Source organism: Streptomyces sp. FXJ1.172 (assembly GCF_001636945.3).
In the GTDB taxonomy this organism is placed as follows: domain Bacteria; phylum Actinomycetota; class Actinomycetes; order Streptomycetales; family Streptomycetaceae; genus Streptomyces.
Genome location: NZ_CP119133.2, coordinates 1,405,870 through 1,429,091 on the forward strand (window position 1 = coordinate 1,405,870; position 23,222 = coordinate 1,429,091).

The following is a 23,222-nucleotide window of genomic DNA, read 5'->3' on the forward strand; positions in this document are numbered from 1 at the left end:
ACTTGCAGTCACCCACTCGGCGCACGCCGGTGGCCCTCACCGGAGGACCACGGTGCGCCTTCCCTGGACGAACACGCGGCCTTCACTGTGCCAGCGGACGGCTCGGGCCAGGGCTGCCGACTCCGCGTCGCGGCCGATGGCGGCGAGGTCGTCGGGGGTGTGGCTGTGGTCGACGTCGATGACCTCCTGGGCGATGATCGGGCCTTCGTCGAGGTCGGCGGTGACGTAGTGGGCGGTCGCACCCACGAGTTTCACGCCTCGCTCGTGTGCCTGGTGGTAGGGCTTGGCGCCCTTGAAGCTGGGCAGGAACGAGTGGTGGATGTTGATCAGCCGGCCGGCCAGTCGGGTGCACAGGTCGTCCGAGAGCACCTGCATGTAGCGCGCCAGGACGACCAGGTCGACGTCGTAGGAGTCGACGATCTCGAGGAGTCTGGCCTCGGCCTCGGGCTTGGCCGCGGAGGTGACCGGCACATGGAAGAACGGGATGCCGTGCCAGGTGACGAGTGCCTCGTGGTCGCGGTGATTCGAGACCACCGCGACCACGTCGATGGGCAGATCGCCGCTGCGGGCGCGGAAGAGCAGGTCGTTGAGGCAGTGGCCGTAGCGGGACACCATGATCAGTACACGTCGCCGGGTGCGGGCCGGTTCGAGGTGCCACCGCATCGCGAACGGCGCGGCCACGGCGGCGAAGTCGCGGCGCAGCACCTCGGTGGTGTTCTCGCCGCCGGAAGTGGCGAAGTGCACCCGCATGAAGAAGTGGCCGTCGCGGCGTTCGCCGAACTGCTGGTTGTCGATGATGTCGCTGTCGTGATCGAGGAGGAAGCGCGAGACGGCATGGACGATGCCGGGAGCCTCGGGGCAGTCGACGGTGAGTACGTGTTCAAGGGACGCTGTGGCGGATGATGCGGAGTCGGTCATGGTGTCAGCCTCGATTACGTAGTACGGCCGGGGACGATGCCTGACCCCCGTTGGGCGGGAAGACCACCCGAGCCGTGCCCGTGGCCGGTGCCGGCCGCGTGCGGTTCGAAGGCGCTGAGCGCCATCAGGGGACCTCGGGCCCGCGGTACTCGCTCATCGCGTCGATGAGCCAGCGGGCCAGGTAGTCGGCGAACGAGGAGCGGGGGAAGAGCCGGTACGCCGGCTCGTCGTCGACCTGCCAGAGCAGTACCGGGACGGGGCCCACCGTGGTCGACACCGCCCTGCCGGGCCCGAAGGCACGGGGATGCAGGTCCAGCGGGCAGCCCTTTTCCAGCACCTGCCGGGCGGCCGGGCCGCTCAGTTCCAGCGTGGTGCGGTTGGCCGAGACGTCCACGACCGAGCCCGGGTCGCCCGCGAGTGCCTTCCGCAACTCGGCGGTCACAGCGGTCGGTTCGGTCTGGGAGAGCACGAGCCACTCGTCGGGGCCGAGCCAGGCGACCGTATGCGGTCCGGACACGGCGGTGTCGCCACACCGGCGAGGCAGCGGTGCCCCCAGGGTCTTCCCGATGCGGTCGGCCGCCTCGGACGCGGGGTCGACGCGCACGTTCACCATGGTGACGAACGGCCACTCGGTCAGTGCGACACCGCGGGCGCCGGTGACCGTGGCGGCGCGCATCCGCTCCTCCAGGTGTCCCAGCGGGCTCACCCGTGCGTCGGTCGTCGGCTCAGCCATCTCGCTTGGTCCCTTCGGGGTCGTAGAGGACGAAGTCGGTCACTTCGACGGGCACCAGGGCCTCGCCCACCGGGGCGAGCAGGGTCTGGCCGATCTTCGCCCGCCCGTCGGCGACGAGGGCGAGGGCGAAGGGACGGCCCAGGGCGGGGCTGTGGTAACTGGAGGTGACGTGGCCGAGCATCGGGACGGGCACCGTGTCCAAGGAGACGTCGGGCGCGACGAGTTGGGTGCCCTCGGGCAGCCGGGTCGTACGATCGCTCGGCAGCAGGCCGACCAGCTGCTTGCGGTCGGTGCGGGAGGTGTCGGCGCGGGAGTAGGACCGCTTTCCGACGAAGTCCTTCTGCTTCGAGACCACCCAGGACATGCCGGCGTCCTGTGGGGTGACGGTGCCGTCGGTGTCCTGGCCGACGATGATGTACCCCTTCTCGGCCCGCAGGACGTGCATGGTCTCGGTGCCGTAGGGGGTGATGCCGTACGGCTGCCCGGCCGCGTGGACCTGCTCCCAGACGGCCGGGCCGTGCCAGGCGCAGACGTTGATCTCGTAGGCGAGTTCGCCGGAGAAGGAGATCCGGCAGATCCGGGCCGGGATGCCGGAGGCCAGGGTGGTCTCGCGGAAGGCCATGAAGGGGAACGCCTCGGCGGACAGGTCGACGCCGGGGGCGAGTTGGGCGACGACCTCGCGCGACTGCGGGCCGACGACGGCGATCGTCGCCCACTGCTCGGTCACCGAGGTGCAGTGGACGTCGAGTTCGGGCCACTCGGTCTGCAGCCACTCCTCCAGCCAGTCCAGGACCCCGGCCGCTCCGCCGGTCGTGGTCGTCATGAAGTAGCGGTTGTCGTCCAGGCGCAGGGTCACCCCGTCGTCGAAGATCATGCCGTCGGGCTTGCACATCACGCCGTAGCGGGCCATGCCGGGCTTGAGCTTCTTGAAGGCGTTGGTGTAGATGCGGTTGAGGAACTCGCCCGCGTCCCTGCCCCAGATCTCGATCTTGCCGAGGGTGGAGGCGTCCATGAACGCCACCCCTTCACGGGCGGCGCGGCACTCGCGGGCCACGGCCGCGTCCATGTCCTCACCGGGCTGCGGGTAGTACCGGGGACGCTTCCACTGCCCGACGTCCTCGAACACCGCCCCGTGCGCCACGTGCCAGCCGTGGACGGAGGTCGTGCGCTCCGGGTCGAACAGCTCGCCGCGCTCGCGTCCGGCGAGGGCCGCGAAGGCGATCGGCGTGTAGGGCGCGCGGTAAGCGGTGGTGCCGATCTCTCCCAGTGATCCGCCGAGGGCCTCGGCGATCACCCCGATCGCGTTGACGCCGGAGGTCTTGCCCTGGTCGTTCGCCGTGCCGAGCGAGGTGTAGCGCTTGACGTGCTCGACGCCGCGCATGCCTGCACCGGTGGACCGCCAGACGTCGGCGACCGTGACATCGCGCTGCAGGTCGACGAAGTGGGTGTCCCAGGTGCCGGGTTCGCCGTCGGGGGCGGGTACCAGCCACAGGGCACGCACCGGGCCTGCGGACCGGGGATCGGCAGGCGACGGTACCGGCACGGGGAACCCGGCGTCCGTGGCGGCCCGCGCGCCTGCCCGCGCTCCCTCGGCCAGAGCGCCGTCGAGGTCGTACGTCCCCCGCGCCGCGCCCACGACCTGCTGGTCCCGTACGGTGCCGTCGGGTACGAAGGCGACCAGTTCCTCGTCCCAGCGCAGCCGTCCCTGGCGCTGGCTGTGCAGGTGGACGACGGGGCTCCAGCCGCCGGAGACGGCGAGCAGGTCGCAGTCGAAGGACTGCGGGGCGCCGGTGAGCCGGCCGTTCTCGTCGAGGGCCTGGGCGGTGACGCCGGTGAGCCGGCTGTCGCCCGCCGTGCCGGCCACGGCACTGCCCGTCAGCACCCGCACCCCGGTGGCCAGCGTGACCTCGGCGGCCCGGTGGGACAGTTCGGGGCGCGCGTCCACGACGGCGGCGATGTCGATCCCGGCGGCGTGCAGGTCGGCGACCGTGTCGTAGGCGCTGTCGTTGGTGGTGCTCACCACGGCCCGCGAACCCGGGGCCACGGCATACCGGTTGAGGTAGGTGCGCACGGCCGAGGCGAGCATGATCCCAGGGCGGTCGTTGCCGGCGAACACCAGGGGACGCTCGTGCGCGCCGGTCGCGAGGACGACCTGGCGGGCCCGGATGTGCCACAACCGCTGACGCGAGACGCCCTCGGGGGCGGCGGTGCCAAGGTGATCGGTGCGCCGCTGAAGGGCCAGCACGTAGTTGTCGTCGTAGGACCCGAACGCCGTGGTGCGCTGGAGTACGACGACCTCCGGGGCGGCGTCGAGTGCCGCGCGCACTTCGCTGACCCATGCGCGGGCGGTCTGGGCACCGACCGTCTCGGTGCGCCCGGAGAGCAGCGAACCGCCGGGGCCGGGCTGGTCGTCGACGAGGATGACGCGGGCGCCGGAGCCGGCCGCGGCCGCCGCGGCCGCGAGTCCAGCCGGTCCGGCGCCGACGACCAGGACGTCGGTGTGCGCGTACTTCTTGTCGTGGACGGCGGGGTCGGGGGACGGGTCGAGCCGGCCCATGCCGGACAGGGTCGTGGCGGACAGCCCGTCGTACAGCTCCACCGTCGTCGCCGCAAGCATGCCCTCCGAGCACGTGCCGTCGAGCTGCAGCAGGGCGTTCGGCTCCTCGACGCCCGCGCAGACGATGCCGCGCGGACGGCCCCGGTAGAGCGACGGAGCGACCTCGGTGAGCCCGTTGGCCAGCATCGCCGAGGCGACGGTGTCTCCGGGGTGCCCGGTCATCTCCCGCCCGTCGACGGTGAACCGCAGCACGGTGTCGCGGTCGATGCGGCCCCCGTGCGGGAGCCGGAAGTGCTGGTCTCTCATCGCTTCCCTCCGGCCTGGGGCAGTTCGGGGCGGGGCTCGTCGAGCCGGTAGACGGCGAGCACCTCGTGGGTGGCGGTGTCGCGCACCACGTTGAACCAGCGGCGGCAGCCGACGCTGTGCATCCACCGCTCGGCGAAGGGGCCCTTGGGGTTGTCGCGGTAGAAGACGTACTGGGCCCACTGCTCGTCGGTGAGGTCCGCGGGGTTCTCGGGGTAGGGAACGTGGGCTTGTCCCCCGTAGTGGTACTCGGTCTCGTTCCGGGGACCGCACCATGGGCAGGTGATCAGAAGCACCATGTCCTCCTCAGTGGGCCACGGCTGCTGCGCCGTGCTCGTCGATCAGCGCGCCCGTCGCGAAGCGGTCGAGGGCGAACGGGGCGTTCAGCGGATGGGGTTCGCCCGTGGCGATGGTGTGGGCGAAGGTCCAGCCGGCGGCCGGGGTGGCCTTGAAACCGCCGGTGCCCCAGCCGCAGTTGACGTAGAGGTTCTCGACCGGGGTGGTGCCGATGACCGGGGAGGCGTCCGGGGTGACGTCCACGATGCCGCCCCAGGTCCGCAGCACGTGTGCGCGGGCGAAGACCGGGAACAGCTCGACGGCGGCGGCCATCTGCTGCTCGATCACGTGGAAGGAGCCACGCTGCCCGTAGCCGTTGTAGGCGTCGACACCCGCGCCCATCACCAGCTCGCCCTTGTGCGCCTGGGACACATAGACGTGCACGTGGTTCGACATGACCACGGTGGGGTGGACCGGCTCGTGCAGTTCGGAGACCAGCGCTTGCAGGGGGTGGGACTGCACGGGCAGCCGTATGCCGGCCCGCTCGGCCAGCACGCTGCTGTGCCCGGCCGCCGCGAGCCCGACCCGGCCGGCGAGGATGCGGCCGCGGCCGGTCTCGACGCCCACGACCCGCTCGCCGTCCTTGACGAAGCCGGTGACCTCGCAGCCCTGGATCAGATCCACGCCCATCTCGTCGGCCCGGCGGGCCAGTGCCCAGGCGACATGGTCGTGCTTGGCGATGCCGGCCCTCGGCTGGTAGGTGGCGCCGAGCACCGGGTAGCGGGTGCGGGAGGAGACGTTCAGGATGGGGCAGACCTTGGCGACCTCGTCCGGCTCCAGCCACTCCGCGTCGACTCCGTTGAGCCGGTTGGCGCCCACGCGGCGTACTCCCTCGCGGACGTCCTGGAGCGTGTGGGCGAGGTTGAGGACGCCGCGCTGGCTGAACAGGAAGTCGTAGTCCAGCTCCTGCGGGAGCCCTTCCCACAGCTTCAGGGCGTGCTCGTAGATCGCCGCGCTCTCGTCCCACAGGTAGTTGGAGCGGATGATCGTGGTGTTGCGCGCCATGTTGCCGCCGGCCAGCCAGCCCTTTTCGAGGACGGCGACGTTGGTGATGCCGTGGTTCTTGGCGAGGTAGTAGGCGGTGGCCAGGCCGTGGCCGCCCGCGCCGACGATGACGACGTCGTACGAGGAGCGCGGCTCGGGGTTGCGCCAGAGCCAGTCCGGGTGCTCGGGCAGCGGCTCGGTGGTCATGCCGCGTCTCCGTTCAGCTGGGGCAGGTGGGGGTAGAGGGGGAACGCCCCGGCGAGCTTTTCGACCCGGTCGCGCAGCAGACCCGCGCGCTCGTCGCCGAGCCGCTCGTCCTTGAGGGCCTGGGCGACGATGTCGGCGACCTCCCGGAACTCCGTCCCGCCGAAGCCCCGGGTGGCCAGGGCCGGGGTGCCGATCCGCAGGCCCGAGGAGACCATCGGCGGGCGCGGGTCGAACGGCACGGCGTTGCGGTTGACGGTGATGCCGATGCGGTGCAGCCGGTCCTCGGCCTGCCGGCCGTCGAGCGCGGAGTCCCGCAGGTCGACGAGGACCAGGTGGACCTCGGTGCCGCCGGTCAGCACCGTGATCCCGGCCTCGGCCACGTCGTCGGCCAGCAGCCGCCCGGCGAGGGTGCGGGCGCCGTCCAGGGTGCGCCGCTGACGCTCCCTGAACTCCTCGCTCGCCGCCACCTTGAAGGCCACCGCCTTCGCCGCGATGACGTGCTCCAGCGGACCGCCCTGCTGGCCCGGGAAGACCGCGGAGTTGATCTTCTTGGCCAGGTCGGCGCGGCTGAGGATCACGCCTCCGCGTGGCCCGCCGAGGGTCTTGTGCGTGGTGGTCGTGACGACGTCGGCGTACGGCACCGGGCTCGGGTGCAGGCCCGCGGCCACCAGCCCGGCGAAGTGGGCCATGTCCACCATCAGGTACGCACCGACGGCGTCGGCGATCCGCCGGAACGCGGCGAAGTCCAGCTGACGGGGATACGCCGACCAGCCCGCGACGATCAGCTTGGGCCGGTGGGCGAGGGCGAGCTGTTCGACCTCGTCCATGTCGATGCGCATGTCGGACGCGCGCACGTGGTACGGCACGACGTTGTACAGCTTGCCGGAGTAGTTGATGCGCATGCCGTGGGTGAGGTGACCGCCGTGCGCCAGGTCGAGGCCGAGGATGGTGTCGCCGGGCTCGAGCAGTGCGAACATCGCGGCGGCGTTGGCCTGGGCGCCCGAGTGCGGCTGCACGTTGGCGGCCTCGGCGCCGAACAGGTCCTTCACCCGGGTGATGGCCAACTGCTCGACGACGTCGACGTGTTCGCAGCCGCCGTAGTAGCGGCGGCCCGGGTAGCCCTCGGCGTACTTGTTGGTCAGCACCGAGCCCTGGGCCTGCATGACGGCGGCCGGGGCGAAGTTCTCCGAAGCGATCATCTCGAGCGTCGACTGCTGGCGGCGCAGTTCGTCGTTCACCGCGGCGGCGACATCCGGGTCGAGTTCGCCCAGGGGGCGGGAGAGAGGAGAGGAGACCGTGGTCGACGGGGTGGTTGCCATCTGCACACCATCCTGAGGGACGACTGAAAGGCGATTGATATATCAGCCTTCGCGGTAAGGTATGTGAGCTTGCCGGACAGGTCAAGGGGGCATTGATGCAGCAGGTGGCGACCGAAGCCAGGGGCGAGGCGCAGTCGCTCGCCGAGCGTGCCTACCGCGCCGTCCGGGACCGGCTCGTCATGCTCGAGATCCGCCCGGGCGCACCGATCAACGAGGACCAGCTGGCACAGTCCCTCGGCGTGGGGCGCACCCCGGTGCGCGAAGCCCTCAAGCGACTGCAGTACGAGCGCCTGATCACGACCTATCCGCGACGCGGCACCTTCGCCACCGACGTCAACATCACCGACCTCGCCCACATCTCCGAGGTACGCCAGGAGCTGGAGCCACTGGCCGCCGCCCAGGCCGCGCGACGCGCCACGCCCACGGACCGCGCGACCCTGACGGCCCTGCGACGGGAACTGGACGACGCGGATTCCCGCCGCCAGGACGACGCCGAGTTGTTGCACCTGGACCTCCAGGTCCACCGGGCCGTCTACGCCGCCACACACAACCCGTACCTGGAGGACACCCTCGTCCGCTACGACAACCTGGCCACCCGCATCTGGTGCCTGTTCATCGACCGCCTGCCGGACATGGCCGGCCACGTCGGAGAGCACGGGCCATTGATCGAGGCGATCGTCGCCGGTGAACCCGAGCAGGCGGCGGAACTCGCCCGCCGTCATGTCGAGGGCTTCGAACGGGCCGTCCGCGCTGCCATCTGAGGAGCCGGACCCTCCTCGCCTCAGTGCGCGGCGCCCCGCGGCTCCCCCGGCCGCAAGCGGGGCCTGCCCGCCAAGGTGGTCCACTAGCGGCGTTCGCGGCGAGGCCGTCGACATCCCGGTCCGGCGGCGGCTGCGGGCTCAGTACGGTTCCTCGCGCAGTTCCCCGCCCCCTTCCGGGGCGCGTCTCGCCCGCCCCTCCCAGGTCCGCCGAGCGCAAGGCGTACACCGCCGTGTCCTGGAACGCGCCCGCCTCGGAGCCGGCCGGGCGGCTCGAGCGGGCGCCGGCGCTGAAGGACGTCCCGGGCACGCTCTTCCTCGCGGGCGGCCCGCCGGTGACCGCCAAGGGCGCCCCGGTCGCGGGCATCGGCGTCGCGGGTGCCCCGTCCGGCGCCCTGGACGAGCGGTACGCGCAGGCGGGCGCTGCGGTCCTGGGCCGCTGACGCCCCCGCTCCCTGCCCCGGAAAACACAGACGTCCGGGTCCGCCCTGGTGGGCGGGCCCGGACGCCCTGTTCAGAGGTTCACGCGAGCCGGATCAGACGAGGTCGTACCGGTCCGCGTTCATGACCTTGACCCACGCGGCGACGAAGTCCTTGACGAACTTCTCCTTCGCGTCGTCGCTGGCGTACACCTCGGCGACCGCCCGCAGCTCGGAGTTCGAGCCGAAGACCAGGTCGGCCCGGGTGCCGGTCCACTTGACCGCGCCGGAGGCGTCGCGGCCCTCGAACTCGTCCTGCGCGGACGAGGTCGACTTCCACTCGGTGTCCAGGTCGAGCAAATTGACGAAGAAGTCGTTCGTCAGCGCGCCCGGCCGGTCGGTGAAGACACCGTGCTTCGATCCGTTGTGGTTGGCGCCGAGGACGCGCAGACCACCGACGAGGACGGTCATCTCGGGCGCGCTCAGCCTGAGCAGGTTGGCCTTGTCCACCAGCAGGAACTCGGCCGGCAGACGGTTGCCCTTGCCGACGTAGTTCCGGAAGCCGTCGGCAGCCGGCTCCAGCGCCGCGAAGGACTCGACGTCGGTCTGCTCCTGCGAGGCGTCGACACGGCCCGCCGTGAACGGCACCTCGATCTCGACACCGCCGTCCTTGGCCGCCTTCTCGACGGCCGCGGAGCCGGCGAGCACGACCAGGTCGGCCAGCGACACCTGCTTGCCGCCCTTGGCGTTGAAGGACTCCTGGATGCCCTCCAGGGCACGCAGCACCTGGGCCAGCTCGTCCGGGTTGTTGACCTCCCAGTTCCGCTGCGGCTCCAGACGGATGCGGCCACCGTTGGCGCCGCCGCGCTTGTCGCTGCCCCGGAACGAGGAGGCCGCGGCCCACGCGGCGGAGACCAGCTGGGAGACCGTCAGGCCCGTACCGAGGATCTCCTCCTTGAGGGAGGCGATGTCCGCTGCGTCGATCAGCTCACCGGTGCGCTGCGGCAGCGGGTCCTGCCACAGCAGCTCCTCGCTGGGCACCTCGGGGCCGAGGTAACGGACGACGGGGCCCATGTCGCGGTGGGTGAGCTTGTACCAGGCGCGGGCGAAGGCGTCCGCGAACTCCTCCGGATTCTCGTAGAACCGGCGCGAGATCGGCCCGTAGATCGGGTCGAAGCGCAGCGACAGGTCGGTGGTGAGCATCGTCGGACGCTGCTTCTTCGACGAGTCGAACGCGTTCGGGACGATCGCCTCGGCGTCCTTGGCCACCCACTGGTTGGCGCCGGCCGGGCTCTGGGTCAGCTCGTACTCGTACTCGAAGAGGTTCTTGAAGAAGTTGTTGCTCCATTGCGTCGGCGTCTCGGTCCAGGTGACCTCGAGGCCGCTGGTGATGGCGTCCTTGCCGACGCCGGTGCCGAAGCTGGACTTCCAGCCGAGGCCCATCTGCTCCAGCGGGGCGGCCTCGGGGTCGGCGCCGACGTTGTCCGCCGGGCCGGCGCCGTGGGTCTTGCCGAAGGTGTGGCCACCGGCGATGAGGGCGACGGTCTCCTCGTCGTTCATCGCCATACGGCGGAAGGTCTCACGGATGTCGCGGGCCGCGGCGATCGGGTCCGGGTTGCCGTTCGGGCCCTCGGGGTTGACGTAGATGAGGCCCATCTGGACCGCGGCCAGCGGGTTCTCCAGCTCACGGTCACCGGTGTAGCGCTTGTCGTCCAGCCAGACGGTCTCGGGACCCCAGTAGACGTCCTCGTCGGGCTCCCACTCGTCGACGCGGCCGCCGGCGAAGCCGAAGGTCTTGAAGCCCATCGTCTCCAGTGCCACGTTGCCCGTGAGGACCATCAGGTCGGCCCAGGAAATGGACTTGCCGTACTTTTTCTTCACCGGCCACAGCAGACGGCGGGCCTTGTCCAGGCTCGCGTTGTCCGGCCAGCTGTTGATCGGTGCGAAGCGCTGCTGGCCACCGCCGGCACCGCCACGGCCGTCACTGATGCGGTACGTACCGGCGCTGTGCCAGGCCATACGGATCATGAGCGGGCCGTAGTTGCCGAAGTCGGCGGGCCACCAGTCCTGCGAGGTGGTGAGCACCTCGGCGATGTCGCGCTTCACCGCGGCGAGGTCCAGGGAATTGAAGGCCTCGCGGTAGTCGAAGTCCTCACCGAGCGGGTTGGCCACGGCCGGGTTCTTGGCAAGGATCTTCAGGTTGAGCCGCTCCGGCCACCACTGGCGGTTGCCGCCGCCCTGGGTCGGGTGCGCGGCGCGGCCATGGGCGACGGGGCAGCCGCCCTCCGCCTTCGCGTCTGCGACGTTCGCGTCGATGTTCTCAGTCATGGCATTCCTTCCGAACTGTGCGGAACTCGGTGCTCAGGAACTGCGGCCGGTGGAACAGTCGGGGCACATGCCCCAGTAGACGACCTCGGCCTCATCGATGGAGAAGCCGCGGTCGTCGGATGCGGTCAGGCAGGGCGCGTCGCCGACGGCGCAGTCGACGTCGGCGACGGCACCGCACGACCGGCACACGATGTGGTGGTGGTTGTCGCCCACGCGCCCCTCGAACCGGGCCGGGTGTCCGGCCGGCTCGATGCGGCGGACCAGACCCGCCGCGGTAAGGGCGTGAAGGGCCTCGTAGACGGCTTGCAGGGAGATGTGGCCTACGCGGGCACGGACCCCGGAGGCGATCGCCTCGACGCCGAGGTGGTCGCCGTCCCGGACGGTCTCCAGCAGCGCGACGCGGGCTGCCGTCACGCGCAGGCCGGCACCGCGAAGCTCCTCGGCGGTGGTCGGGGTCGGGGAGGCGGTCATGAGGCCGAACCTACCCTCAAAAACACGAGGGGTTCAAGAAAACGAGGCATGCAATTTTGGTCGCGCCTCGCGGCTCGCCGTCCACCTGTCCGTGAACCACCGCACACGCCCCGTCACCGGCCCAGGCGCCCTCTTCGCCTTTGCGATCACTTTCGCCTTCGCGTCGACCGCCCGCCGACCCGCACGTCGATCTTCGCGCCGCCCCTCGCCCGGCCCCGCCCGGCGCGCCGAGGGTGAACGGCCCGCGTACGGGTGACCGCCATTTCCCCTTGTGCTCTCAGCTCCCCCTCAGGGTCACGCGGGTGGCGGTCCGCTGGTACCCCGGACGACGAGCTTCGGATCCAACTCCGCCTCGCTGGGCTCCAGTTCGGGGTTCTCCAGGCGCTGTACGGCGAAGCGGACCGCGTGTTCGGCCATCAGCCCGGCGTCCTGTCGTACGGTCGTCAGGCCTATCGGCATCAGATGGGAGAGGTGGCTGTCGTCGTAGCCGACGACGGACAGGTCCCGGGGCACCTCGACACCGGCCCGGGTCAGCGCCATCAACAGGCCCATCGCGCTGCGGTCGTTGCCCGCGAGGACGGCCGTCGGCAGCGGCGTCCCGGCGTCCCGCTCGGCGAGCAGCAGCCGCCCCGCCTCGATACCGGACCGCTCGGTGTGGTCGCCGGGAATCACCCGCTCCTCGGCCTGGAGCCCGTGCCGGCGCATCGCGGCCCGGTAGGCCCGGCGCCGCTCGGCCGAACCCGGCCCACGCCCGCCGTCGATGTGCACGATCCGGCGGTGGCCGAGTTCCAGCAGGTACTCCATGGCCAGCCGTACGCCCTTGCCCTCGGCCGTGTGCACGAAGTCGACGCGGGCGCCGGGTGCCCGGCGGCTGACCGAGACGGTGACCGCGCGCTGCCCCAGCTCGTCCAGGAAGGCCGGCTCCGACTCCGGGCCCAGCAGGATCAGGGCCTCGCTGCGGTGACTCAGCAGGGCCTCGATCGCCCTGGCCTCGCTGCGGCCCTGCGCGACGGCCGACAACAGCACGTCGTAACCGAGGCGTTCGGCCTCGGGGTAAATGCCCTCGATCAGGTCCGACTGGAAGATCTGGTGCGCGGTGAACAACACGCCGATGGTGCGGCTGCGCCCGCGCGCGAGGAGCCGGGCAGCACTGTCGGGCCGGTAACCGATCTCGTCGGCGACGCGCAGCACCCGCTGCCGGGTCTCCTCGCCGGCCCCGGGCTGGTTGCGGAACACGATCGACACCAGCGCGCGGGAGACCCCCGCCTTCTCGGCGACGTCCGCCATCGTCGGCCGCTGCTTGCCGTTTACATCCACTTGCGCACCCACCCTCCGACGCGCCCACCCTAGCCGGGCTGCGGGAAAACTCCCGGCAACAACCTATTGACATGACATTTGGACAGGGGTCATCGTACTCGCACTAGAGCGCGCTAGTAGAGCGCAACAGGCCCTCTGACCGGGCCGCTCTGGGCCGTTCTGTGACCACCCGGATCACCGCCGGAGCGAGGGGAAACCAGCGTGATGCCGTTCGAGGTGCTGACCATCGGCCGTGTGGGAGTGGACGTGTATCCGCTGCAGACGGGTGCGGGGCTGACGGAGGTCACGTCGTTCGGCAAGTACCTGGGCGGGTCGCCGACGAACGTCGCGGTGGCCGCCGCCCGCTACGGACACACGGCCGCCGTGGTCACCAAGACCGGCCGCGACCCGTTCGGGGACTTCGTGCGCACCGCGCTGGACGGCTACGGCGTGGACACCGGCTTCGTGGGGACGTCGGACATCGCGCCGACCCCGGTGACGCTCTGCGAGATCTTCCCGCCGGACGGCTTCCCGCTCTACTTCTACCGCCGTCCCAAGTCCCCCGACCTGGACATCCCCATCCACGGCCCCGAAGGCATCCGCTTCTGCACCCGCCCCAAGGTCATCACCACCCGCTGGCCCCACACCGAACAGCACACCGGCGCAGGCTTCGACTTCCCCACCTCGAGCTGATCCCCGTCCCCTCCCCGAAGGACACGCCATGGCAACGGCGCCAACGACACCGCTCCGCACCACCGCAGGCAACCTGTGCCTCGGCTCCGCCCCCGACTCCTGGGGCATCTGGTTCCCCGAGGACGAGCACCAGGTGTCGTACACCCGCTTCCTGGACGAGCTGGCCACGGCCGGCTACAAGTGGCTCGAACTCGGGCCGTACGGCTACCTGCCCACCGATCCGCAGCGGCTCAAGGAGGAGCTGGAGTCTCGTGGGCTCCAGGTCTCGGGTGGCACCGCGTTCGGCGCGCTGCACCGCCCCCACGCGTGGGACGAGATGCTCGCCCATGTCCGTGAGGTCGCGACGCTGACCGCCGCCGCGGGCGCCCACCACCTGGTGCTCATCCCGCCGATGTACCGGGACGAGAAGACCGGTGCGTTCACCGAGTCGCCCGAGCTGACCGCCGGGCAGTGGGCCGGGTTCGGCACGGCCGCCGACCGGCTCGGCAAGCTGCTGCTGGACGAGTACGACGTGCGGCTGGTGATCCATCCGCACGCCGACAGCCACATCCAGACCCAGCCGGAGATCGAGCGGCTGCTGAACGAGTCCGAGGGCCGGTACACGAACCTGTGCCTGGACACCGGGCACGTGGCCTACGGCGGCGGTGACAACGTCGATCTGATCCGCCGGTTCGGCGAGCGGGTCGGCTACGTCCACATCAAGCAGATGGATCCGGCCGTGCTGGCGCAGGTCGCCGCCGAGGGCCTGGGATTCGGCGAGGCCGTCAAGCGGGGCGTGTGCGTGTCGCCGCCGGCGGGAGTGCCGAACCCGGCTGATGTCGTGGCCGAACTCTCCAAGCTGGACGCCGAGTTGTTCGTGATCGTCGAGCAGGACCTGTACCCGTGCGCTCCCGAGGTGCCGCTGCCCATCGCCGTCAGCACCCGTGAGCACCTGGCCGGCTGCGGCCTCACCGGGACCCGACGCCCCCACACCGACCAGTAGGAGGCGGCCATGGACGTCAGGGACGACGCGATTCAGGCCCCCACTCCCACGCCGCCGGCCGAGACCCCGCCGGCCGTCTCGCGGCGGCTGCGGCTCATCACCGTCATCGCCACCTTCGGCGGGCTGCTGTTCGGCTACGACACCGGTGTCATCAACGGTGCGCTGCCCTATATGAGCAAGGACCTCGGTCTGACCGCGGTCACCGAGGGCATGGTCACCAGCTCGCTGCTGCTGGGCGCCGCGCTCGGCGCGGTCGTCGGCGGCCGGATGTCGGACGCGCGCGGCAGGCGCCGTACGATCCTCACGCTCGCGGTGCTGTTCTTCGTCGGCGCGCTCGGCGCCACCCTCGCCCCGACGACCGCGGTCATGATCGTGGCCCGTTTCGTGCTCGGCCTCGCCGTCGGCGGCGCGTCGGTGACCGTGCCGGTCTACCTCGCGGAGATCTCGCCCGCCGAGCGGCGCGGTGCGCTGGTCACCCGGAACGAACTCATGATCGTCAGCGGGCAGTTGCTGGCCTTCACCTCCAACGCGGTCATCGCGAACGCCGGAAGCGAGTCCGGCGGCATCTGGCGGTGGATGCTGGTCATCGCCACCCTCCCGGCGGTCGTGCTCTGGTTCGGCATGCTGGTCATGCCGGAGAGCCCCCGCTGGCTGGCGTCCAGGACCCGCTTCACCGAGGCCCTGGAGGTCCTGGGGCAGGTCCGGTCCGAGGCGCGTGCGCGGGCCGAGATGAGCGAGGTCTCGGCGCTCGCCGTGAAGGAGGAGCAGGAGCGGCTCGGCGGCTGGCAGGACATGAAGGCCACGCCGTGGGTGCGCAAGCTGATGTTCATCGGCTTCGGGATCGCGATCGTGCAGCAGATCACCGGTGTCAACACGATCATGTACTACGGCACCCAGATCCTGACGGACGCCGGCTTCGCCGCCGACAGCGCGCTGACCGCGAACATCGCCAACGGTGTGATCTCGGTGCTGGCGACCTTCGTCGGCATCTGGCTGCTGGGCCGGGTCAGCCGGCGTCCGATGCTGATGACAGGTCAGATCGGCACCACGGCAGCCCTGTTGCTGATCGGCGTGTTCTCGCTGGTGCTGCCGTCCGGTGACGGCCGTGCGCATGCGGTCTCGCCATGACCGTCACCTTCCTGGCCTTCCAGCAGGGTGCGATCTCGCCGGTGACCTGGCTGATGCTGTCGGAGATCTTCCCGATGCGGATGCGCGGCTTCGGCATGGGTGTCGCGGCCGTGGTGCTGTGGCTGACCAACTTCGTGATCGGGCTGGTCTTCCCGTCCCTGGTGTCCGGGATCGGGGTCTCCAACACCTTCTTCCTGTTCGTCGTGGCGGGAGTCTTCTCGTTCACCTTCGTGAAGGTCTACGTCCCCGAGACCAAGGGCCGCACTCTCGAAAGCCTCGAAGCCGAACTCCGGGCGCGCTTCTCCTGACCTTTTTCTGCAGAAATCCGAAGGAAGTACGACCATGACCGTACGTATTGGTGTCATCGGCGCCGGCTGGATCGGCAAGGAGCACATCCGGCGCCTCACGGACACCGTCACCGGCGCCCGCGTCACCGCGGTCACCGACATCGACGCCGCCCGCGCCGAGGAGGCAGCGGCGCGGGCCGGCGCCCGTGTGCTGCCCGACGGTGCCGCCGTGGTCGCGGCGGACGACGTGGACGCCGTCCTCGTGACATCGTGGGGCCCGACCCACGCCCAGCACGTGCTGAACGCCATCGCCGCCGGCAAGCCGGTGTTCTGCGAGAAGCCGCTGGCCACCACCGCCGAGGACTGTCTGAAGATCATCGAGGCGGAGCAGGCCCACAGCCGCCGGCTGGTCCAGGTCGGCTTCATGCGCCGCTACGACGCCGGCTACCGGAAGATGAAGCAGGTCATCGACTCCGGCGGGATCGGCACGCCGCTGATCGTGCACTGCGCCCACCGCAACCCGACCGTCCTCGAGGCGTACACCTCCGAGATGGCCGCCCTGGACACGGCGGTGCACGAGGTGGACGTGCTGCGCTGGCTGCTGGGCGACGAGATCGTGTCCACCCAGGTGATCACCCCGCGCGCCACGAGCAAGCGGTTCGAGCATCTGCAGGACCCGCAGATCATGCTGTTCGAGACCGCCAAGGGCGTCCGTATCGACCTGGAGGTCTTCGTCAACTGCCAGTACGGCTACGACATCCAGTGCGAGGCCGTCGGCGAGGAGGGCCTGGTCCGGCTGCCCGACCCGGCCGCGGTCGGCGTGCGCACCGCCGGACGGCACAGCACCGAGGTGCTGACGGACTGGGTGGGCCGCTTCGTGGACGCCTTCGACACCGAGTTCCGCGAGTGGGTCGCGAACCTGGCCGCCGGCCATGAGCCCACCGGCCCCTCGGCCTGGGACGGCTACGCCGCCACCGTCATCACCGCCGCGACCGTCGAGGCCCTGCAGTCGGGCCGCGTCGTCACCACGGACCTCAAGCCCCGTCCCGCGTTCTACGGAGGTGCCGCGTGAAGATCGCCGTCGACCCGTACATGTTCCGCGCCCTGCCGATCGACGACATGGTGCGCACGGCCGCCGAACTCGGCTACGCGTACATCGAGTTGTCGCCACGCGACGACTTCATGCCGTTCTTCCTGCACCCGCGGGCGGACGACGAGCGGATCGCGCAGCTGAAGAACTCCCTGCGCACGCACGGTGTGCAGCTCTCCTCGGTGCTGCCGCTGTACAAGTGGTCCTCGCCCGACGAGAGCGAGCGGCAGGCGGCCGTCCGCTACTGGAAGCGGATGATCGAGATCACCGCGGACCTGGAGTGTCCGCTGATGAACTCGGAGTTCAACGGCCGTCCCGAGCGGGCCGCGGAGAGCGAGGCGGCGTTCTGGCGCTCGCTGGAGGAGCTGCTCCCGCTGTTCGAGCGGGAGGGCATCGCGCTGAACCTGGAGGCGCACCCGGACGACTTCTGCGAGGAGAACGCACCCGCGGTCGACCTGGTCCGCGCGGTCAACAAGCACTGGGTGAACTACCTGTACTGCGCCCCGCACTCCTTCCCCCTGTCGGGGGCGGTCCCGACGGCGGACATCGCGGACATGATGTGCCATGCGGGCGACAAGCTCCAGCATGTGCACATCGCGGACTCCTTCAACCACAAGGGGTCCTCCGGTCTGCGGTACATCCTCAACCCGCCCGGCACCGCGGCCCGTGTCCATCAGCACCTGGACATCGGGCAGGGCGAGGTGGACTGGAACGCTTTCTTCGGTACGCTGCGTGAGCTGAAGTTCGACGGCGTGGCCACGGCTTGTGTGTTCGCCTGGGAGGAGCGGGCGCGCGAATCCTCGGCGTTCATGCTGGAACGGATCACCAAGGAACTGGCCGCACAGGTCTAATCCTCCAGGTCGGCACAGGGCGGCCCGCGCCGTGATGCGGGCCGCCCTGCCGTTTGCGCACGGAGGAGCGGGGAGCTGACCGACGCGGTCGCCGGACTACGGGGGCCTGCCGCCGCGGTGATCAAGGCGGTGGGCGCGGCATCACTCGTAAGGGTGTACCGGGTCCGGCTGTCCGTGGCATACGGAGGGGTGCGTCGTTCGGCAGCAGTGTGATGTTTGCCATGTGAAGCCATGGAATGGGGAGAACGGGCAACGTTCCCCTCCATGCCCCACGCCAATCCTCTGCGGCAGGTGATTCGATGACCACGGCGACGACCCGGACGCTCCGGACGACGCCGCAATCCCGTGACGGTGAGACCACCGCCAGGGACTCCCCACACGCCGCCAACGCCTCACTGCCGTCCCTCACGGGACTGCGGTGGGTGGCGGCGCTGCTGGTGTTCGGACTGCACGTGAGCAATTTCGGCTATTTCGGTGGAACCGGTGGACGCATCGCGTTCTGGGGCTTCGGCGCCGGTGCCACCGGAGTGTCGTTCTTCTTCATTCTGTCCGGATTCGTGCTGACCTGGTCGGCAAGACCCCACGACCGGGCTCCCGCCTTCTGGCGGCGGCGCATCGCACGGATCTATCCGGTGCACCTGGTCACCGTGGCCCTCGCGTTCCTCCTGGCGATCACGCTGGAGCGCAACGCGCAGCCGACGCCGAAGCAGGCGATGGCGAACGTACTGCTGCTGCACTCCTGGTGGCGGCCGTGGTGGCAGACGCTCAACCCGGTCAGCTGGTCCCTGGCGTGCGAGGCGTTCTTCTACGCCTCCTTCCCGCTGCTGCTCCTGCTGCTGCGCCGGCTCGGCGCGCGCGGATCGGCGGCGCTGGGCGGGCTGGCGCTGGTGGCGATGGCGGTGCTGTCCCGGGCCGACGCCCACCACTGGTGGACCTACGCGCTGTACTCGTTCCCAGCGGCCCGGCTGCCCGAGTTCGTGCTCGGCGCGGTCAGCGCGCGGCTGGTGCAGCTCGGCCGCTGGCGCGGGCCCGGCCTCGAGGCCTCGCTCGCCCTGGCGATCATCGGCTACTTCCTGGTCCCGCAGGTGCCGCTCGGCTACTCCGCGACCATGTGCACGATCATCGGGTTCACCCTGCTCATCCCGGCGGCGGCGAACGCGGACCTGCAGGGGCTGCCGTCGATCTGGCGGAGCCGGCGGATGGTGCGGCTCGGGGAGCTGTCCTTCGCCTTCTACATGGTGCATCTGCTGGTGCTGCGCGCCGGGACGCACCTGCTGGGCGTCAAGCCGCACTTCGGTGCCCTGACGGCATCGATCGTCACCGCGACCGTGTTCGCCCTGGCGCTGGGCCTGTCCTGGGTGCTGTACGAGGCGGTGGAGTGCCCGGCGCGCCGTCTGCTGCTCCGGCGCCGCCGCCCGGCCCCGGCGCCGGCCCGTCAGGAACCCCAGCCGGCGGCGAACGACTGAGCCGCCGGGCACCTACGCGCAACAGCCGTGCGCCGGCTCCCGCGGGTCGGGAACCGGCGCACGGGCGCTGTCACTTGTTGGCGCAGATGTTGCCGGTGGCCGGGTTCAGCAGGCCGATGAGGTTGATGGTGTTGCCACATACGTTGGCGTCGATGTCGACCGGGACCTGGACGACGTCGCCCGAGACGACACCCGGGCTGTTGGCGGCCGTGCCGACCGGGTTCGGGTCGGCCGCGAAGGCGGTCGCCGAGCCGCCCGTGGCAAGGACACCCGCGAGCACGGCCGTCGTGGCGAAGCTGCGAAGACGCATGATCTGCCTCACTGGTTGACGAAGGGGGCGCTTCCATCACACCCGCGCCCCGCGTCGTCCGCCTCTCCGATTACGCCGTCCGGGGCCCGCCCTGCCCGGATCACGGGAAGGACGTCACCTTGGAGGGGACGGTGCCGGTCCCCGAGGTGGGTGCGCCCGTGCCGTTCACGACGTGGGCGTACTGTCCGTTGCCGCCGAGGGAGATCACCAGCAGGTCGTGCATGCTGATGCCGCTGGTCGCCGGGACCTCGAAGCCGTCGGCCTGGACGATCGAGGGATCGGCCGTGTAGTTGCAGTAGCTGCCCAGGCCCCAGGCCTCATGGCTGGTGACGGAGTCGGCGACCTTGTAGGCCGCGTAGCCGACTTTTCCGTCATGGGTGATGGCGGCGGCGTTCGGGGCGTCGTAGGCCTTCTCGTTCTGGAAGAAGATCGTCCGGCCGCGCTCTCCGCTCCAGTACACGTCGTACTTGTTGAAGTGCTCGACGAACAGGCCCGTGGCGAGTACGTCGTTGCCGTTGACGCGCAGGCCGTAGTCGGCGCGGTTGGTGTCCCAGCCGACGCCGCTGCCGTGGTCGGCGCGCCAGATCCAGGTGTGGTCGATGATGACGTCGTTGCTGTCGACGACCACGGAGTTGGTCGCGAGGCCGGCTCCGGCACCGCCGATGCGGATGAAGACGTCCTGCATGGTGGTGGGGTCGGCGGAGTGGCCGGCGGTGGAGCCGGGGGTGCCGATCCGCAGCAGGGTGTCGGAGTTGACGGGGCCGGCGTCGATGAGGAAGCCCGCGAGCCGTACGCCGTCGACGTCGGCGACGTGCATCGCGTCGATGCCGCCTTCCGGGACCAGTGTGGCGAGGCCGAGCCCGAGGACGACGGTGTCGGGCCGGGTGACGTCGATCGTCTGGTCGAGGTGGTAGATGCCGGGCGTGAAGAGGAGGTTGAGGCCCTGGGCGAGGGCCGCGTTGATGGTGGCCGCCGTGGCTCCCGGCTTCACGACGTAGAACCGGTCGAGAGGGATGGCCGTACCCGGGGTGTTCGGCCAGGAGACGCCCCGGGCGTTCGTGCGCCTGCCGGGGACGAACACCTTGTAGTCGTTGCCGTCCAGGTAGAGGTACGGCTTCTCGCGCGAGACGGGGGTGGTGTCCAGCGTGGTGTACGGGCCGCTGTCGAAGTCGGTCGCGGGCGCGCCCTGGACTCCGGAGAAGGTCATGTTCCACACGCCGTTGGTCCAGCCGCCGACCGAGCTGTCGCGGGCGTACCACTGCTGCTGGGAGTAGGGGCCCACCGTGCCGTCGATCTTCGAGTCCGCGATGTAGCCGCCGGAGGCCCAGCCGTAGCCGGTCGGGGCGAGGTTCATGCCGCCCCTGACGTGGATGCGGCGGAAGGGTGCCGCCTGGGCCACGGCCCAGCGGTCGGTGCCGTTCGACGGTGTGATGGCGAGGTTCTCCGCCGAGCGCCAGAAGTTCTGGGTGGCGTTGCCGCCGGACCAGCCGGCGTCGACCGTGACATCACCGTTGATCTGGGTGTCGTCGGGGTTCAGGCCGAGCCCGGAGACGGAGGTGTAGAAGCCGAGTTGGGCGTTGATGCCGTTGTAGGTGCCCGGCTTGAGCAGGAACTGGTAGCGGCCGGTGCCGAACTGGGCCGACTCCTGCTGCTTGAAGACGTCGTCGAACTTCTGCTGGAGGTTCGGGGTGGAGGGGTCGACGACGATGACGTTCGGGCCGAGGTCGCCGCCGCCCTGGACCGGCCCCGTCGTGCCGGTGGCGGTGGTGTGCACGGCCATCTCCCACAGGGAGTATCCGTAGCCGGTGCCGCGTGCGGTGCCGTACATGCGCACGTACCGGCCGAAGCCGCTGACGCCGTACGACGTCGTGCCGCCCGTGGCGCCGGTGACGGTCTTGAGGGTGGTCCAGTTCTGACCGTCGGTGGAGGCCTGGAGCTGGAAGTCCTTGCCGTAGGCGGTTTCCCAGTGCAGGTCGATCGAGCAGAGGTCCTCGACCGCGCCGAGGTCGACCTGGATCCACTGCGGGTCGGCGAACTGGCTGGACCAGCGGGTCGAGGTGTCGCCGTCGAAGGCGGCGGAGGCGGGCGTGCCGGGGTTCTCGGTGGAGGAGGCCGCGGCGGGCCTGCCCTGGGCGGCGTCGGCCGTGGCGCAGTCCGCCTGGGTCACGGCGACGGCCGGGGTGTGGGCGAGGGGGAGGGTGATCAGCGCTGCCGTGGCGGCGAGCGCGACGCCCAGGCACCTCGGTCTCCTGCGGCTTCCGATCCGGATTCCGATACGGCTTCTGATCTGGTTCCTCATCTGGCGGCTCCCAAGGGAAACAGGGTCGGCCGGCCGACCCCACGACTTAGTTCATGTTTTGATTTAAGTGGTGAGGCAAGCGGGCCACAAGCCTTCGGAAGCCAAAACCTTCAGAACCGCAGACCGTGTCCCCGCGCCAGAACGAGGTACGGGTCGTGGCGCCGTTTGGCGTCCGCGAGGGCCGCCCGGCAACTGCCGTAGTGGTCGCGCCAGTCGGCGTCCGACATGGGCAGGGCATTGACGGGGTACGCCACGGCGCCTTGGGCACGGGCGAGTTCGTACGCGACGCGGTTGGCGGCCACCATCGCCGCGACCGTCTCGGCGCTGCCCGGTGGAGCCGTGCGCAACAGGGCGAACAGGTACAGCACTTCACCGGGCGGGCGGCGCAGGAGGGGTGCGCGCAGCGGGCCGGAGAGCAGCGGGTACAGCAGCACGAGACCGGTGTCCCGCAGGTCCTGGAAGGCCGGCTCGGAGAGTACCGCGCGGACGACGGACTCGGCGCTGTCGTGCGGGAGGAGCAGATTGAGCCACGGGTGCGGGTACAGCCACTCCCCCGTCGCGGTCAGGATCTCCTCGTCCGTGTCCACACGATGGGTGAACTCCGCGTATCCGAGGTCCTCCGTCTCCAGGGCGGCGGGGTCCTGCCCGAGGCCGGCGAGGAGGGCACCGTCGTCGACCGGGCCCGGGCCGTCGTACGGGGCCACGGCCTCGATCACGTACTGCCACCCCTGGTCGCCGGCCGGCCGGGCCTGGCCCTCCAGGTAACCGAAGCGCCGCTCTTCGGCGAGCATCCGCTGGTCGGCGAGGCAGCGGGTGAGGTCGGTGTAGTACAGGCAGTAGCGGCGGACCCGGTGGGGCGCGGGGACCAGGCGCAAGGTGGCGGCGACGATGACGGCGCACTGGCCGAGTCCGGCGAGCACGGCATGGAACAGCGCGGGGTCGCGGTCGGGCGAGCAGACACGGTGCTCCCCGGCACCGGTCACCACCTCCAACTCCAGGACCTGGTCGGCGACCAGGCCGTGCCGGTGGGTGGCGCCGCCGAGGCCGCCCGCCGACAGGACGCCTCCGACGCTCGCGCCGAGGTAGTCGGTGAGGACCGGGGGCGTGCGCCCGTGCGGCAGGGTGGCGGCCAGCACTTCGCGCCACAACGCCCCTGCCTGCACCGTCACCTGGCTGTCCGACAGGGGCCCGATCTCGCGCAGTCGGCGCAGGTCCAGCACGATCCCGCCGCCCGCCTGCCCCTGGCCGTACATCGAGTGGCCGCCGCCGCGCACGCTCACCGGGATGCCCCGGGGACCGGCGTACTCCAGCACGTCCTTGATCTCGGCGGCGGATCCCGGGCGCAGCACCCCGAGGGGCGTCGCGCGCACGATGTGGCCGAAGTCCTGCGCGCACGCGTTCAGGCTCTGCGGGCTGGTGTCCAGGGCCCGGCCGAAGCGGGCGGCGAGGTCGTGAGCCTGCGTCGTCATGCCGGAATCACATCAGAG

General features: G+C 70.6%; 18 protein-coding genes and 2 pseudogenes. 8 read left to right on the forward strand and 12 right to left on the reverse strand.

The features are described from left to right. Positions 1 to 36: 36 nt before the first annotated feature. From purU to glyA, 6 genes are all read right to left on the reverse strand, one after another. Positions 37 to 918, reverse strand: a complete 882-nt coding sequence (gene purU / locus A6P39_RS06360; protein WP_067051596.1) for a formyltetrahydrofolate deformylase — start codon at positions 916 to 918, stop codon at positions 37 to 39. A gap of 124 nt (positions 919 to 1,042) precedes the next feature. Next, on the reverse strand, positions 1,043 to 1,651 hold the full coding sequence (locus A6P39_RS06365; RefSeq protein ID WP_067051597.1) for a sarcosine oxidase subunit gamma: 609 nt from the start codon (positions 1,649 to 1,651) through the stop codon (positions 1,043 to 1,045). Then, positions 1,644 to 4,514 carry a sarcosine oxidase subunit alpha family protein gene (locus tag A6P39_RS06370; protein WP_067051599.1) on the reverse strand — a complete coding sequence of 957 codons (2,871 nt, stop codon included), beginning with the start codon at positions 4,512 to 4,514 and terminating at the stop codon, positions 1,644 to 1,646. The genes A6P39_RS06365 and A6P39_RS06370 overlap by 8 nt, the downstream gene beginning before the upstream one ends. Then, positions 4,511 to 4,807: a sarcosine oxidase subunit delta gene (locus A6P39_RS06375; RefSeq protein ID WP_067051619.1), complete on the reverse strand. Its 297-nt coding sequence runs from the start codon at positions 4,805 to 4,807 to the stop codon at positions 4,511 to 4,513. Before A6P39_RS06375 ends, A6P39_RS06370 begins: the two co-directional genes overlap by 4 nt. Before the next feature lie 10 nt (positions 4,808 to 4,817). Then, the gene (locus A6P39_RS06380) at positions 4,818 to 6,038 is read right to left on the reverse strand and encodes a sarcosine oxidase subunit beta family protein (protein WP_067051601.1); all 1,221 of its coding nucleotides are present in this window, start codon (positions 6,036 to 6,038) and stop codon (positions 4,818 to 4,820) included. Then, positions 6,035 to 7,357, reverse strand: coding sequence for a serine hydroxymethyltransferase (gene glyA, locus A6P39_RS06385; RefSeq protein WP_067051603.1), 1,323 nt, complete (start codon positions 7,355 to 7,357; stop codon positions 6,035 to 6,037). Before glyA ends, A6P39_RS06380 begins: the two co-directional genes overlap by 4 nt. Before the next feature lie 95 nt (positions 7,358 to 7,452). Between glyA and A6P39_RS06390 the strand changes: the two genes are divergently transcribed. Together A6P39_RS06390 and A6P39_RS45420 are read left to right on the forward strand one after the other, a co-directional pair. Next, positions 7,453 to 8,118 carry a GntR family transcriptional regulator gene (locus A6P39_RS06390; protein ID WP_067051605.1) on the forward strand — a complete coding sequence of 222 codons (666 nt, stop codon included), beginning with the start codon at positions 7,453 to 7,455 and terminating at the stop codon, positions 8,116 to 8,118. Then, complete coding sequence (locus A6P39_RS45420) at positions 8,115 to 8,558, forward strand: heme-binding protein (protein ID WP_443053055.1); 444 nt, start codon at positions 8,115 to 8,117, stop codon at positions 8,556 to 8,558. Before A6P39_RS06390 ends, A6P39_RS45420 begins: the two co-directional genes overlap by 4 nt. 93 nt (positions 8,559 to 8,651) lie before the next feature. Here A6P39_RS45420 and katG read toward each other — a convergent pair whose 3' ends face one another. The 3 genes from katG to A6P39_RS06410 all read right to left on the reverse strand — a co-directional run bounded on the left by katG (position 8,652) and on the right by A6P39_RS06410 (position 12,620). Then, positions 8,652 to 10,862: a catalase/peroxidase HPI gene (gene katG / locus A6P39_RS06400; RefSeq protein WP_067051607.1), complete on the reverse strand. Its 2,211-nt coding sequence runs from the start codon at positions 10,860 to 10,862 to the stop codon at positions 8,652 to 8,654. Between the two features lie 33 nt (positions 10,863 to 10,895). Further along, on the reverse strand, positions 10,896 to 11,333 hold the full coding sequence (locus A6P39_RS06405) for a Fur family transcriptional regulator (RefSeq protein WP_023544711.1): 438 nt from the start codon (positions 11,331 to 11,333) through the stop codon (positions 10,896 to 10,898). 294 nt (positions 11,334 to 11,627) lie between these two features. Beyond that, entirely contained in the window at positions 11,628 to 12,620 is a 993-nt protein-coding gene (locus A6P39_RS06410; RefSeq protein ID WP_067051609.1) for a LacI family DNA-binding transcriptional regulator, read from the reverse strand. A 234-nt stretch (positions 12,621 to 12,854) separates the two neighbouring features. On the opposite strand from A6P39_RS06410, the pseudogene A6P39_RS06415 reads away from it, so the two are divergent. The 6 genes and pseudogenes from A6P39_RS06415 to A6P39_RS06440 form a co-directional block, all read left to right on the forward strand. Further along, positions 12,855 to 13,205: pseudogene (locus A6P39_RS06415) on the forward strand (PfkB family carbohydrate kinase); the annotation flags it as partial. A gap of 145 nt (positions 13,206 to 13,350) precedes the next feature. Then, positions 13,351 to 14,304, forward strand: coding sequence for a TIM barrel protein (locus tag A6P39_RS06420; protein ID WP_067051611.1), 954 nt, complete (start codon positions 13,351 to 13,353; stop codon positions 14,302 to 14,304). Positions 14,305 to 14,313: 9 nt separating this feature from the next. Next, a pseudogene (locus A6P39_RS06425) lies at positions 14,314 to 15,740 on the forward strand (sugar porter family MFS transporter). Positions 15,741 to 15,774: 34 nt separating this feature from the next. Continuing rightward, positions 15,775 to 16,791 carry a Gfo/Idh/MocA family oxidoreductase gene (locus A6P39_RS06430; RefSeq protein WP_067051613.1) on the forward strand — a complete coding sequence of 339 codons (1,017 nt, stop codon included), beginning with the start codon at positions 15,775 to 15,777 and terminating at the stop codon, positions 16,789 to 16,791. After that, positions 16,788 to 17,660 carry a sugar phosphate isomerase/epimerase family protein gene (locus A6P39_RS06435; protein ID WP_067051614.1) on the forward strand — a complete coding sequence of 291 codons (873 nt, stop codon included), beginning with the start codon at positions 16,788 to 16,790 and terminating at the stop codon, positions 17,658 to 17,660. Before A6P39_RS06430 ends, A6P39_RS06435 begins: the two co-directional genes overlap by 4 nt. 299 nt (positions 17,661 to 17,959) lie before the next feature. Then, the gene (locus tag A6P39_RS06440) at positions 17,960 to 19,126 is read left to right on the forward strand and encodes an acyltransferase family protein (RefSeq protein ID WP_275883822.1); all 1,167 of its coding nucleotides are present in this window, start codon (positions 17,960 to 17,962) and stop codon (positions 19,124 to 19,126) included. 70 nt (positions 19,127 to 19,196) lie between these two features. Here A6P39_RS06440 and A6P39_RS06445 read toward each other — a convergent pair whose 3' ends face one another. From A6P39_RS06445 to A6P39_RS06455, 3 genes are all read right to left on the reverse strand, one after another. Next, positions 19,197 to 19,436: a chaplin gene (locus tag A6P39_RS06445; protein ID WP_067042321.1), complete on the reverse strand. Its 240-nt coding sequence runs from the start codon at positions 19,434 to 19,436 to the stop codon at positions 19,197 to 19,199. Between the two features lie 100 nt (positions 19,437 to 19,536). Further along, positions 19,537 to 21,735 carry a discoidin domain-containing protein gene (locus A6P39_RS06450; protein WP_079133232.1) on the reverse strand — a complete coding sequence of 733 codons (2,199 nt, stop codon included), beginning with the start codon at positions 21,733 to 21,735 and terminating at the stop codon, positions 19,537 to 19,539. Positions 21,736 to 21,845: 110 nt separating this feature from the next. Further along, on the reverse strand, positions 21,846 to 23,204 hold the full coding sequence (locus tag A6P39_RS06455) for an FAD-binding protein (RefSeq protein ID WP_079133233.1): 1,359 nt from the start codon (positions 23,202 to 23,204) through the stop codon (positions 21,846 to 21,848). Between the last annotated feature and the right edge of the window lie 18 nt (positions 23,205 to 23,222).